The organism is Sphingobium sp. RS1, from assembly GCF_056156825.1.
On the sequence record NZ_JBLZXE010000002.1, the window covers coordinates 1387532 to 1400183 of the forward strand.

A 12652-nucleotide genomic window follows, 5' to 3' on the forward strand; every position below is an offset into this window, starting at 1 on the left:
CCCCGTTCGGGCTGAGCCTGTCGAAGCCCCGTTCTTCTTTCGAAGACAGCCGCCAGACTCAGCGCGAATCGAAATGGGAGGACAGCTTTACCTAATTATTGCGGGGTCGCGGCCCGCGCGTCCTGGCCGTCGCCTTCCGGCGCGGCGATGATGTCGCGGGTGGTCGCCCCCTTGTCCACGACTTCTGTGCCCGGATCGCCCGCCGAAGACCGGATGCCGGCTGCGGCATTGCCACGACCAGCCGCGTTCAGCGTCGCGCTCTCGCTCGCGCTGCGCGCGGCGGGGCCACCGAACATCGCGTCCATCGCGGCCTTGCTCGAATCGACCGATGCGGCCGCCGGCGTGCCCGGTGCCGGCGGCACCAGCGCGAAGTCGGGTGGGATCACCAGCGGCGCCTGACGCGAGACGGCGAATTCGTCGGGGCGCTGGCGATTGAACAGCCCGCCGCCGCCGCCGCAGGCGGACAGGGTGGACACCAGACCAGCGGCGAGGATCAGTTTACGCATTACTTCAAAGTCTCCGTCTTTGCGCCCTTGTCGCGCAGCAGCAACGCCCGCGCAAGCAGGATCAGCACGCCGATGGTGATGGCGGCATCCGCCAGGTTGAAAATGAGGAAGGGCCGCCATTCGCCGAAATGCAGGTCCGCATAATCAACGACATAGCCCAGCCGCATCCGGTCCACGATATTGCCGATCGCCCCGCCCAGGACGAGGCCCAGCGCGGCGACATCCTGCCGCGCCTTTTCGCGCCACATCCACACGCCGACGAAACCGGCGATCAGGATGGTCATGCCGACCAGCGCCCAGCGCATCACATCCGTGTCGGCATGGAAGAAGCCCATGGAAACGCCGCGATTCTCCAGCCAGCGCAGGCGGAAGAAAGGCAGGATATCAATACCTTCCAACCGGCTCTTCAGCGCCAACGGATAGGTGACGCTATATTTGACAAGCTGGTCCAGTGCGAGCGTCACGATCGCGACGGTCAGGCCCAGCGGGCGATGGTTGACCACGCTCATGCCTTGAGCACCTCGTCACAACGATTGCACAACATGCCGTCTTCCTCGACCTCCGGCAGCTTGCGCCAGCAACGGCCGCATTTGTGCCAGTCGCTTGGGCGGACGTCGATGCCATCGCCCTCGCCCATGGTCACGCGCGCGACGATCGCCACTTCGGCAAAATCGACATCGCCCACCGGCAGCAATTCACCCATGGTGACGTCGGCATCCAGGCTGGACCGTACGATCTTCTCGCGGCGCAGCGGCTCGATCGCCTCGTTCACCTGCTCGCGCTGGCTGCGCAATTCGGTCCACTTGTCGTCCAGATGCGCGTTGATCCAGTGATGGTCGACTTCCGGCCATTCGAGGAAATGGACGCTGTCCGCCTCATCGGGGAAGCGGCTTTGCCACACCTCTTCCGCCGTAAAGGGGATGATCGGCGCGACATAGCGGACCAGCGCATGAAACAGGGTGTCGAGCAACGTGCGATAGGCGCGGCGCTTGGGATCGCTCTTCGCATCGCAATACAGGCAATCCTTGCGGATATCGAAGAAGAAGGCCGACAGGTCGCTGTTCGCGAAGTCGAAGATCGCGCGGGTATAGCGGCTGAACTCCAGCCAGTTCTCGCTCTTCGCCGCCTTGTCCACCACGGCGCGCAGTTCCGCGTCGAGCTGGGCCAGACGGTGAAGCATATAGCGCTCCAGCTCCGGCATTTCGGCGTAGGACACCGCTTCCGTCTCTTCATCATAGTCGGAAAGAGCGCCCAGCATGTAGCGGAATGTATTGCGCAATTTACGATAGGCGTCGGACGAACCGGCCAGCACTTCCTTGCCGATGCGCACGTCATCGAAATAGTCGGTGCTGGCGACCCAGACGCGCAGGATATCCGCGCCGCTCTCGCTCATGATCTTGAGCGGATCGACGACATTGCCAAGGCTCTTGGACATTTTCTTGCCCGTGCCGTCCAGCGCGAAGCCATGGGTCAGCACCGCCTTGTAGGGCGCCTGGCCACGCGTGCCGCAGCTTTCCAGCAGCGACGACTGGAACCAGCCGCGATGCTGATCCGAACCCTCGATATAGAGGTCGGCGCGGGTGCCTTCGCCATAGCGGCCCTCGACCACGAAGCTGTGGGTCGATCCGCTGTCGAACCAGACGTCCAGAATGTCGTTTACGACCTCATAGTCGTTCAGGTCATAATCCGGGCCGAGCAGCGCCTGATGATCCGCACCGAACCATGCGTCCGCACCGGCGCCCTTGAACGCGTCGATGATGCGGGCATTGACCGCCGGATCAACCAGATATTGCCCACTCTTGCGATGGACATAGAGGGCGATCGGCACGCCCCAGGCGCGCTGGCGGCTGATGACCCAGTCGGGGCGGCCTTCCACCATCGAACGAATGCGGTTGGTCGACCGCTCCGGCACCCAGCGGGTCTGCTCGATCGCGTCGAGCGCGATTTCGCGCAGCGTCGGGCCGTTGCCGCTGATGACCGGAGTCGGCATCACGCCGCCCTCGACATCGACCACCGCGCCTTCCTGTGGTTTATCCATCGGGATGAACCACTGCGGGGTGCAGCGATAGATGATCCGCGCCTTCGACCGCCAGCTATGCGGATAGCTGTGGCGGAAATCGGCGGCGGAAAGCAGCGCACCGGCCGCGCGCAGATCGGTGCAGATCGGACCGTCGGGACCGTTGAACTTGGTATTGATGACGCTGCCCTGCCCGGCCAGCCAGTCCCAATCTTCACGATAGAAGCCGGCGTCGTTGACCGCGAAGACCGGATCGATCCCCAGCTTCTTGCAGGCGAGGAAATCTTCCTCACCATGGTCGGGCGCCATATGGACGAGGCCGGTGCCCGCGTCGGTGGTGACATGATCAGCCGGCAGCAGCCGACGCGGCTTGGCGAAGAAATCGCCCAGCGCGTGCATCGGGTGGCGGGTGATGGCACCGGCGAGGTCGGTGCCTTTAACGACACTACGTTCAATCAGCGTGCATGACGCGCCGTCAGGCCATGATTTCCTAAATCGCTCTTCAAATTCCGAACGGAGAGCATCGCTTCGGGCGATAACAACGAGTTTGCCCTGCCACTGCTTAACCGCAGGGCTTTCAAAAACATCCACGCCGGAGCCGCCATCGACGGAAATGGTAACGCTGTAAATTCCGTACTCGATCTCTTCCCCATAAGCGATCGCCTGATTGACCGGGATCGTCCAGGGCGTCGTGGTCCAGATCACCGCATGCGCGCCGACCAGTTCCGGCGCGTTCGGCGCTTCCACGATCTCGAACGCCACGTCGATCTGGGTCGAGGTGACGTCTTCATACTCCACTTCCGCCTCGGCCAGCGCGGTCTTTTCCACCGGGGACCACATGACGGGCTTGGCGCCGCGATAGAGCTGGCCGCTTTCCGCGAACTTCAGCAACTCGCCCACGATCGTCGCCTCGGCGTCGAACTTCATGGTGAGGTACGGGTCGGACCAGTCGCCCATCACGCCCAGACGCTTGAACTGATCCTTCTGCACGCCCACCCATTTGTCGGCATAGGCGCGGCACTGGGCGCGGAATTCCTGCGCGGGAACCTCGTCCTTGTTCAGCTTCTTCTTGCGATATTCCTCTTCGATCTTCCATTCGATCGGCAGGCCGTGGCAATCCCATCCGGGCACATATGGGGCATCTTTACCCAGCAAGGACTGGCTGCGGACGATGATGTCCTTCAGCACCTTGTTCATCGCATGGCCCATATGGATGTCGCCATTGGCGTAGGGCGGGCCGTCATGCAGGATGAAGCGTTCGCGGCCGGCGCGCTTCTCGCGCAGCTTGCCATAGAGGTCCATCGCCTCCCACTTCGCCGCAATGGCCGGTTCCTTCTGCGCAAGGCCGGCCTTCATCGGAAAGTCGGTGACGGGCAGGAAAACGGTGCTCTTATAGTCAGGTGCGTCGGTCATGGGTGCACTTATGCTAGATCCGTTCGGTTCGAGCTTGTCGAGAACGGTTCTCGACGTTTGACCGGGTCACATGCCCCGGTCAAACTTCTCGACTTCGCTCGAAGCTGCTCGAACCGAACGGAGGTTGGGCAGATTAGCGCCGTGCCTTAAGCGAGCCGGGACGTTCCCGCAAGGATTTGCCGCGCATCGGCGCAGTCCTGCGCGATCTGCGCGATGAGCGGATCGAGCCCCTCATATTTCGCCTCTGGCCGCAGATAGTGGATCAGTTGCACCTCGATAGCCAGTTCGTACAGGCTTTCGGCAAAATCGAAGAAATGCGGCTCCAGCAATTCCTTGGGCGGATCGAAGCTCGGCCGGATGCCCAGATTGGCCGCGCCATCCAGCACACGCCCGTCCGGCAACAGCCCGCGCACCGCATAAATGCCATAGGCCGGCCGCAAATAGGGGCCAAGGTCGATATTGGCGGTCGGAAAACCGATCGTCCGCCCCAGCTTGTCGCCATGCTGAACGATGCCCCTAATCGCAAAGGGCCGGGTCAAAAGCCGCGTCGCGGTCGCGCAATCGCCAGCCTGCAACGCGGCGCGGATGCGGCTGGAGGAAATCACCCCCTCCCCGTCCGTCACCGCCGCCACTGCCTCGGACGACAGGCCCAGTTCGCCAAAGCTGGCCACCGTCCCGCTGCGCGCCCGGCCGAAGGTAAAATCTTCCCCCGTCACGACCGCGCTGACGCCCAGCTGATCTGTCAGCAAGGCGACATAGGCGGCCGGATCAAGCGCGGCCAGCGCGGCGGTAAAGTCGAACACCAGCATCGCGTCCACCCCGGCACGGGCGAACAAGGCCTCCCGCTGGTCCAGCGTGGTCAGCCGGAAATTGGGCGCATCGGGCTGGAACAGGCGCATCGGGTGCGGGTCGAAAGTCGCCACGATCGCAGGGCGCCCTTCCGCCCGCGCGCGCTCGATAGCGCGCCCGACCACCGCCTGATGGCCTGCGTGAAATCCGTCGAAATTGCCGAGCGCCATGACGCTCCCACGCAAATGCGCGGGGATCGGGGCGCTGCTAGAAAGCCGCTCCATGGCGCGGGCTATAGGGGGGTGGGGCGAGCGTGGCAATTGGCATGCGCACCGCTCCAGTGATAGAATTCAGCGTTTCCGCGCGAAGGTAACGAAGCTGTAGGCAGGCCGCCCATCCAGTGCTGGATGATCTACCCGCGCAGCTTCCTGCCAGTCGGCCGGATCAGGATAGCCAATGCTGGCATCCCCCTCCGCATCCAGATGTACCTCAGTCAGTTCGATCCGGTCCGCGCGGTCCAGAAACAGCCGATAAATCTCCGCCCCGCCAATCACCATAACGGTCGGCGCTCCGGCCGACGCGATCGCGCCGTCCACATCATGCGCAACCTCAGCACCCTTCGCGCACCATTCCCGGTCACGGGTCAGCACGATATGGCGACGATCGGGCAGCAGGCCCGGCAGGCTGTCGAACGTCTTGCGTCCCATGATCATGGGATGGCCCAGCGTCACCGCCTTGAAATGCTTCAGATCCGCCGGCAACCGCCAAGGTAAATCGCCATCCTTGCCGATCACGCCATTATCGGCGCGGGCGAGGACAAGGACGATTTCGCTGCTCACAGGCTCAGCCGCGTCACATGCCCCATCTTGCGGCCGGGCCGGGCCTCATGCTTGCCATATAGGTGCAGATGGTTCGCCGGATCGCTCAGGATCGCCTGCCATTCATGGGCATCGTCGCCGATCAGGTTGCGCATCTCCACGCCCTTCGCGGCCAGCGTGGTATCGCCCAGCGGCAGGCCGCAAATGGCGCGGACATGATTTTCGAACTGGCTCGTCACCGCGCCCTCGATCGTCCAGTGCCCGCTATTATGGACGCGCGGCGCCATTTCGTTGAACACCGGCCCTTCGGCGCTGGCAAAGAATTCGCAGGTCAGCACGCCGACATAGCCCAGCGCATCGGCGATCTTCGCGGCCATAGCGCGGGCCCGCGGCACCTGCGCCTCGATCGCGGGGCCGGCGGGCAGCGTCGACGTCGCCAAAATCCCGTCGACATGCACATTGGCCGCCGAATCCCAGAAGCGGACTTCGCCGTCATGGCCGCGCACCAGAATTACGGAAAATTCCTGATCGAAGGTCACGAACCCTTCCAGGATCGCACTCTGCCGCCCGATCGCATTCCATGCGCCCACCGCATCGCCCGGCTCCGACAGGCGCGCCTGCCCCTTGCCGTCATAGCCCATGCGGTTGGTCTTCAGGATCGCGCGGCTGCCCACCTGCTCGATCGCCGTCTCCAGATCGTCCAGACTCTCGACCGGCGCGAACGGCGCGGTCAGCCCACCCAGATCGCAGACGAAGCGCTTTTCCGCCAGCCTATCCTGCGCCACGCGCAGCGCCTGTGCGCCGGGCCGGACAAGCCCGTGCGACGCCAGCACCTCGACCGCCGCCGGGTCGATATTCTCAAACTCATAGGTGACGACATCCACGCCCTCGGCAAAGGCCGCCAGCGCCTGCGCATCCTCATAGGCGCCCCGCGTCCACAGCGGCGACACATCGGCCGCCGGACCGCTCTCTTCAGGTGCATAGATGCTGGTGCGATAGCCCAGTTGCGCCGCGGCCATGGCGATCATCCGGCCAAGCTGGCCGCCGCCAAGGATACCGATGGTCGAGCCGGGCGCGATGGTCGTCATATCTCTCTTGTCTATCAGTCTTCGACGGTTTCGGCGACGGCGTCAGTCTGGCGCGTGCGCCAGGCGTCCAGTCGTTCCGCCAGTTCAGGATCGTTGGTGGCCAGGATCGATGCCGCCAACAGGCCGGCATTGATCGCGCCGGGCTTGCCGATGGCCAGCGTGGCGACGGGGATGCCGCCCGGCATCTGGACGATCGACAGCAGCGAATCCATGCCCTTCAACGCCTTGGATTCGACCGGCACGCCCAACACCGGCAGGCGGGTCATGGACGCGGTCATGCCCGGCAGATGCGCGGCCCCGCCAGCGCCTGCGATGATGACCTTCAGGCCGCGATCCACCGCGCCGCTAGCATAGTCATAAAGCCGTTGCGGGGTGCGATGAGCGGACACCACCTTGCATTCATGGGCGACGCCCAGCGCTTCGAGCGTCTCGGCTGCATGGCGCATGGTCTCCCAATCGGACCGCGACCCCATGATGATGCCGACTGTGACTGCCCCGCTCATATCATGCTTCCCCAAACAGGGCGGTCTGTGCACCCGCCCGGAAAGCCAAGCCCCTTAGCGGCCGGGCCGCCAGGGGGCAATGTAGATTCCGCCTCAAATCCGTTCGTTTCGAGCGAAGTTGAGAAACGGGTAGCCCTACGCCAGCCGCTTCTCGACACGCTCAAAGCGAACAGACGTTTCAACGTTCGGAGAGGTAATAACGCTCGATCGCACTCAGATCGTCGGCCAGTTCATAAACGATCGGCTGGCCGGTCGGAATTTCCAGTTCGGTGATCTCATCGTCGGGAATGTTCGACAGATGCTTCACCAGCGCGCGCAGCGAATTGCCATGGGCGGAAATGACGACACGCTTGCCGGCCTTCAGGTCGGGCGCGATGGTCGATTCCCAATAGGGCAGCACGCGGGCGATCGTGTCCTTGAGGGACTCGGTCGACGGGATCGAGATGCCGGCATAGCGGCGATCGGCCGACAGGTCGAACTCGCTGCCCGCTTCCAGCACCGGCGGCGGAATATCGAAGCTGCGGCGCCAGATCTTGACCTGCGCGTCGCCATGCTTGGCCGCCGTCTCCGCCTTGTTGAGGCCGGTCAGGCCGCCATAATGGCGTTCATTCAGGCGCCAGTCCTTCTCGACCGGCAGCCACAGCCGACCCATTTCCTCCAGCACCAGATTCAGCGTCTTGATCGCGCGGCTCTGGACGGAGGTATAGCATTGATCGAAATCCAGCCCCTTTTCCTTGAGCAACCGACCGGCGGCGCGCGCTTCCTCGACACCCTTTTCCGTCACATCGACGTCCCACCAGCCGGTGAAGCGGTTTTCCAGATTCCAGGCCGACTGGCCATGACGGATAAGGACGAGAGTGGGCATAGGGCGCGTCTCCTGCACGATAACGGCGAATGATGCGCTTCCCATAACGGGCAAAATCGCGGGCGCAAGCTTGTCGCGGGCCAATGTCGCCCCACATTGCGGCAAAGGCGTGCTTGCGATAGCCAGAGGCCATCAAGAAGAAGGAAGCAGCAACTTGGCATTTGTGAAGGGCGCCTGGCGCATATTGGTCGCGATCAAGGACGGCCTCGTCCTCCTCTTCCTGCTGCTTTTCTTCGGCGCGCTCTATGCCGCCCTCTCCTTCTCGCCCAAGCCGGCCAAGACCGTGTCGTCGGGCGCGCTGCTGCTCGATCTGGACGGCAGCATCGTCGAACAGCCCGCCGAAACCAGCGCCATGGCGCTGCTCAGCGGCTCCGGCCCGGAGGCGAAGGAATATCGCCTGTCCGACATCATCGCCGCACTCGATGCGGCAAAGAGTGACGCCAAGGTCAAAGCTGTCGTCCTCAACCTCGACGGCTTCGTCGGCGGCGGACAGGTGGCGATGAGCCGCGTGGGCAAGGCGCTGGACGCCGTGCGCGCCGCCAAGAAACCGGTACTCACCTATGCCACCCTCTACAGCGACGACGGCTATCAACTCGCCGCCCATGCCAGCGAAATATGGAGCGATCCCGTCGGCGGCGTCGCCATCCTCGGCCGCGGCGGCTCGCAACTTTACTATAAGGGCTTGATCGACAAGCTGGGCGTCAACACCCATGTCTATCGCGTCGGCACCTACAAGAGCTTCGTCGAACCCTTCACCCGCACCGAACAATCGCCCGAAGCCAAGCAGGCCAATCAGGTACTGGCCGGCGCCCTGTGGCAAAGCTGGCAGGATGACGTGACGAAGGCCCGGCCCAGGGCGAAGATCGCCGCCTATGCCAATGATCCCGCCGCCGCCGCCCGCGCCACCAATGGCGACATTGCCAAGGCCGCGCTCGCCGCTGGTCTGGTCGACAAGTTGGGCGACGAATCCGCCTTCGGGGAACGTGTCGCCCAGATCGCCGGCAAAGCCTCCAGCGACAAGGCCGGCAGCTTCGCCACCATCGACCTCGCCGCCTATGTAAAGGCGCGTAAACCCGCCAATGATGGCCAGATCGGCGTGCTGACCGTGGCCGGCGATATCGTCGACGGCGAAGCCGGTCCCGGCACGGCGGCGGGCGATACCATCTCCGACCTGCTGCTGACCGCGCTGGACGAAAAGAAGCTGAAAGCCCTCGTCGTCCGTGTCGATTCGCCGGGCGGCTCGGTCATGGCCTCGGAAAAGATTCGCGGCGCCATCCTGCAAGCCAAGTCGGCCGGCCTGCCCGTGGTCGTCTCCATGGCCAATGTCGCGGCCAGCGGCGGCTATTGGGTGTCGACGCCGGGCGATATCATCTTCGCCGAGCCGGACACCATCACCGGCTCGATCGGCGTGTTCGGCATCATCCCCAGCTTTGAAGGGACGCTGGCGAAGATGGGCATCACCACCGACGGCGTTCGCACCACGCCGCTGTCGGGCCAGCCGGACGTCACCGGCGGCACCACACCGCAATTCGACCAGATCATGCAATTGGGGGTCGAGGACATCTATCGCCGCTTCGTCGGCCTCGTCGCCCAGTCGCGCAAGAAATCGCCCGAAGCCATCGACGCCATCGCGCAGGGCCGTGTCTGGGACGGCGGCACCGCGCGCCAGATCGGTCTGGTCGACCGCTTCGGTGGCCTGGAAGACGCCATCGCCGAAGCCGCCCGCCGCGCGAAACTCGATCCGGCCAAGGCCAAAGCCTATTATATCGAGAAGGAACCGGACAAGTTCGCCGAGTTCGTCCAGTCCCTTGCCGACCGCGAACAGGACAGCGCCACCGCCCCGCGCGACATGCTCGCCCGTCAGGCCTGGATGCAACGCGGCTGGGCAACGCAGGCCGTGTCGGACATCAAGGCGCTGGTCATGGGCGCCGGCGTGCGCGCCGACTGCCTCGAATGCCGCGGCTACGGCGCGCCGAAACAGCGCAACGCTGCGGACGAACGCGGCATGCTGGCGATGCTGGCGGGCCTGTGGCGGTGATACCGAAATCCTCCCCTGGAAGGGAAGGTGGCAGGGCGAAGCCCTGACGGAGGGGTATAGCGCAACGCTGGGACGTTGCACGAATCCCCCTCACCACTCGCTCTCTTTTCAGAGGAGGAATATATACTCAGCCCATATGGTCATCTCTCTCGCATGGTGAGATCAGACATGCATCAACAGCAAATTCTGGCGACTATGTTGCTTCTGGGTGCAGCTATCCCAGTTCATTCACAACCGCTCGGGTCCAAAATCGCTGCTCCATGCATTGACGTTTCGGCCGTCGACTCAAAAGTAACTGTCACAGGCAGACTTACCCATGCGACCTTTCGAGACGACGCTTATAACAAAACCGAGCGTGCGTTCATCGTTCAGCTTCCCTCGGCAATATGCATCGACGATGGCGGCGATTTTGCCGATCCCAGCCAGCATTTTACGGACGTGCATGTCGCCGGACGAGATGCGCATATGATCGCCCAACTGAAAAAATATGTTGGTCGCACGGTGTCAGTTACCGGCAACGGATTTGCCGCGCATACACGGCATCACCGCGCACCATTAGTCTTGTTGATTGATCAATTGGACGCCCGCTAACCCTGCTCATCCCGATAAACCGGCAACCCCAACCCGCGCCAGATTGCCACGGCCCGCAGCCCAAACCCTAGCAGCGCCGCCACTACCCCCGCGACCGGCACGTCCAGCCCGACCCAGCGCAACGCCACGAACAGCCCCGACGCAAACGCCGCCGCCGTCACATAGAGTTCCGGCCGCAACAGGATCGACGGCTCCCCCGCCAGCAGATCGCGCATGATGCCGCCGACGCAGCCGGTCACCACCCCCATCATCCCCGCGACGAAGGGCGGCACGCCGAAACTCATCGCCTTGGCCGCGCCGAAAACGGCGAAGGCGGCGAGGCCAATCGCATCAAGCCAGTCCAGCGCCCGGTCGCTCCACCAGCGGCGCGGGGTGAACCACACCACCAAAGCCGCGCCCATGCAAGCGATTGCCGGCACCGCATCCACTACCCAGAAGACCGGCGCCCCGATCAGCAGGTCGCGCACGGTGCCGCCGCCTACCCCCGTCACCAGCGCGAAGAAGGCGAAGGTCACCAATGTCTGCCGCAACCGCGCCGCCGCCAGCGCGCCGGACGCGGCAAAAACGAATGTGCCGACGATACTCAATGTTTCGAGCACCGGACCAATGGAGGTGGCAAGCGAGGGCGTGGGCGGAAGCATGGTTTCGTCTAACCCTTAACGTGCTCCTGCGAAAGCAGGAGCCTAGGGCAGCAAGCCCCATGCCCGGAACACTGGGCTCCTGCTTTCGCAGGAGCACCAACATCCTTTTACTTCCGCCCCTTCTCCCCCGCCAGCCGGCTCATCAATATCGCGGCGCGCTTGGCCTGCCGCTTCATGGTCGACAGGTCCGCCTTTTCCGCCGGGCTATGGTCGCCGCTGGACGCCAGCCCCAGCCCGACCAGCCCGTCCGTGTCCGCCGCGACGAAGCTGATGTCGCCCGCTCCGCGCTTCAGCGGATCGAGCGCCGCCATCTCCGGCAGGCCAAGGTCGCGATTGATGCCGTTCAGCTTGCCCAGCAACGCCTTGTTCCCCTCGGTCGGGGCCATCGACGGATAGCCCTGATCGAAAGCAATCGTCGCCGAAGTCCCATTCAGATGCTCGCGATCCACGAGCGCCTGCATCTTGTCGCGCACCCGCCTGGTCTGATCCTCGCTCAGCGTGCGGAAATCGCCCTTCGCCACCGCGATCGGCGGGATGATGTTGGTCTTGCCCGTCACCGCGATGCGCACGCCGTCCTTGTCGATCTCCGCGCTCTGCCCGCCGCCGATCAGCCCGGCGTTGAAGGTCAGGTTCGGCTCCGGCAATTCCTTGCGGAAAGCCACCAATATCCGCGCCAGTTCATACACCGCACCATCCCCCGCCTCGGCAGAGAAAATGCCCGAACTATGGCCCGACTTGGCCGTCGTGGTCAGCGTCCAGTTGTTCGAGGAGCGACGGGCGATCGATCCCATATCCTTGCCATTTTCCTGGCTCAGCCCCTCGAAATCGAGCGCCACATCGGCCCGCTTGCCCGCTGCGACCAGATCGGCCCGCGCGATCTCGACCGGATCGCCCGAATCCTCCTCATCCCCGGTCAGCACCACTTCGATATTGGCGCCCTTCAGCGTCCCGGCCGCCTGCATCGCCTTGAGCGCGAGGATCATCGTCACCACCCCGCCCTTGTCATCGGCGACGCCCGGACCGCGAGCAAAATCGCCCTCGCGGACGAATGTCTGGAACGGCGAATCCGGCTCGAACACGGTATCGAGATGCCCGATCAACAGCATCTTCGTGCTGCCCGCCTTGCCCTTGTGCACGGCGATCAGATGGCCGGCCCGCTTGGCCGCATCCATCGGCTTCCACGTCACGGTAAAGCCCAGCGCCTCGAATTCCGGCCGCAGCATGTCGGCCACCGCCTTCACACCGGCCAGATTCATCGACCCGCTATTCTGGTTGACCAGTTTCTCCAGCAGCGCGACCGATGGTTCATAGCCCGCTTCCACGGTCGTGCCGATCTTCTGCTCGGCCGGGCTGAGCGCCGCATGCACCATCGGCGCGCCACCC

At 63.9% G+C, this 12652-nt stretch carries 12 protein-coding genes; 2 read left to right on the plus strand and 10 right to left on the minus strand.

Annotated features, from left to right (window positions below; all coding sequences use genetic code 11):
- Positions 1–95: 95 nt before the first annotated feature.
- The 8 genes from ACNHGR_RS08340 to gpmA form a co-directional block, all read right to left on the minus strand.
- Entirely contained in the window at positions 96–506 is a 411-nt protein-coding gene (locus tag ACNHGR_RS08340) for a DUF3035 domain-containing protein (RefSeq protein WP_475285345.1), read from the minus strand.
- Positions 506–1015 carry a signal peptidase II gene (gene lspA, locus ACNHGR_RS08345; RefSeq protein ID WP_184265965.1) on the minus strand — a complete coding sequence of 170 codons (510 nt, stop codon included), beginning with the start codon at positions 1013–1015 and terminating at the stop codon, positions 506–508. The genes ACNHGR_RS08340 and lspA overlap by 1 nt, the downstream gene beginning before the upstream one ends.
- Positions 1012–3936, minus strand: a complete 2925-nt coding sequence (gene ileS / locus ACNHGR_RS08350) for an isoleucine--tRNA ligase (RefSeq protein WP_475285348.1) — start codon at positions 3934–3936, stop codon at positions 1012–1014. The genes lspA and ileS overlap by 4 nt, the downstream gene beginning before the upstream one ends.
- A gap of 146 nt (positions 3937–4082) precedes the next feature.
- Entirely contained in the window at positions 4083–5009 is a 927-nt protein-coding gene (locus ACNHGR_RS08355) for a bifunctional riboflavin kinase/FAD synthetase (protein ID WP_475285350.1), read from the minus strand.
- A 66-nt stretch (positions 5010–5075) separates the two neighbouring features.
- On the minus strand, positions 5076–5564 hold the full coding sequence (locus ACNHGR_RS08360) for a dihydrofolate reductase (protein WP_475285352.1): 489 nt from the start codon (positions 5562–5564) through the stop codon (positions 5076–5078).
- A complete protein-coding gene (locus ACNHGR_RS08365) occupies positions 5561–6631 on the minus strand; it encodes a 5-(carboxyamino)imidazole ribonucleotide synthase (protein ID WP_475285354.1) in 1071 nt (356 codons plus the stop codon). Before ACNHGR_RS08365 ends, ACNHGR_RS08360 begins: the two co-directional genes overlap by 4 nt.
- A 14-nt stretch (positions 6632–6645) precedes the next feature.
- A complete protein-coding gene (gene purE, locus ACNHGR_RS08370) occupies positions 6646–7134 on the minus strand; it encodes a 5-(carboxyamino)imidazole ribonucleotide mutase (RefSeq protein ID WP_184265976.1) in 489 nt (162 codons plus the stop codon).
- Positions 7135–7312: 178 nt separating this feature from the next.
- Positions 7313–7999 carry a 2,3-diphosphoglycerate-dependent phosphoglycerate mutase gene (gpmA, locus tag ACNHGR_RS08375; RefSeq protein WP_475285356.1) on the minus strand — a complete coding sequence of 229 codons (687 nt, stop codon included), beginning with the start codon at positions 7997–7999 and terminating at the stop codon, positions 7313–7315.
- Positions 8000–8153: 154 nt separating this feature from the next.
- Here gpmA and sppA point away from each other — a divergent pair, with 154 nt between their 5' ends.
- Positions 8154–10037: a signal peptide peptidase SppA gene (gene sppA / locus ACNHGR_RS08380; RefSeq protein ID WP_475285358.1), complete on the plus strand. Its 1884-nt coding sequence runs from the start codon at positions 8154–8156 to the stop codon at positions 10035–10037.
- A 168-nt stretch (positions 10038–10205) separates the two neighbouring features.
- Positions 10206–10628: a DUF4431 domain-containing protein gene (locus tag ACNHGR_RS08385; RefSeq protein ID WP_475285360.1), complete on the plus strand. Its 423-nt coding sequence runs from the start codon at positions 10206–10208 to the stop codon at positions 10626–10628.
- Here ACNHGR_RS08385 and ACNHGR_RS08390 read toward each other — a convergent pair.
- Together ACNHGR_RS08390 and ACNHGR_RS08395 are read right to left on the minus strand one after the other, a co-directional pair.
- Positions 10625–11269: a trimeric intracellular cation channel family protein gene (locus ACNHGR_RS08390; RefSeq protein WP_475285362.1), complete on the minus strand. Its 645-nt coding sequence runs from the start codon at positions 11267–11269 to the stop codon at positions 10625–10627. The genes ACNHGR_RS08385 and ACNHGR_RS08390 overlap by 4 nt on opposite strands.
- 107 nt (positions 11270–11376) lie before the next feature.
- Positions 11377–12639: a M20/M25/M40 family metallo-hydrolase gene (locus ACNHGR_RS08395; RefSeq protein ID WP_475288364.1), complete on the minus strand. Its 1263-nt coding sequence runs from the start codon at positions 12637–12639 to the stop codon at positions 11377–11379.
- Positions 12640–12652 lie beyond the last annotated feature (13 nt).

Excerpts from the sequence above, each read along its gene's own strand:
- lspA (WP_184265965.1), bottom strand. The coding sequence starts at position 1,015 with ATGAGCGTGGTCAACCATCGCCCGCTGGGCCTGACCGTCGCGATCGTG.
- ACNHGR_RS08390 (WP_475285362.1), bottom strand. The coding sequence starts at position 11,269 with ATGCTTCCGCCCACGCCCTCGCTTGCCACCTCCATTGGTCCGGTGCTC.
- ACNHGR_RS08365 (WP_475285354.1), bottom strand. The coding sequence starts at position 6,631 with ATGACGACCATCGCGCCCGGCTCGACCATCGGTATCCTTGGCGGCGGC.
- ileS (WP_475285348.1), bottom strand. The coding sequence starts at position 3,936 with ATGACCGACGCACCTGACTATAAGAGCACCGTTTTCCTGCCCGTCACC.
- ACNHGR_RS08395 (WP_475288364.1), bottom strand. The coding sequence starts at position 12,639 with ATGGTGCATGCGGCGCTCAGCCCGGCCGAGCAGAAGATCGGCACGACC.
- purE (WP_184265976.1), bottom strand. The coding sequence starts at position 7,134 with ATGAGCGGGGCAGTCACAGTCGGCATCATCATGGGGTCGCGGTCCGAT.
- ACNHGR_RS08385 (WP_475285360.1), top strand. The coding sequence starts at position 10,206 with ATGCATCAACAGCAAATTCTGGCGACTATGTTGCTTCTGGGTGCAGCT.
- gpmA (WP_475285356.1), bottom strand. The coding sequence starts at position 7,999 with ATGCCCACTCTCGTCCTTATCCGTCATGGCCAGTCGGCCTGGAATCTG.
- ACNHGR_RS08355 (WP_475285350.1), bottom strand. The coding sequence starts at position 5,009 with ATGGAGCGGCTTTCTAGCAGCGCCCCGATCCCCGCGCATTTGCGTGGG.
- ACNHGR_RS08340 (WP_475285345.1), bottom strand. The coding sequence starts at position 506 with ATGCGTAAACTGATCCTCGCCGCTGGTCTGGTGTCCACCCTGTCCGCC.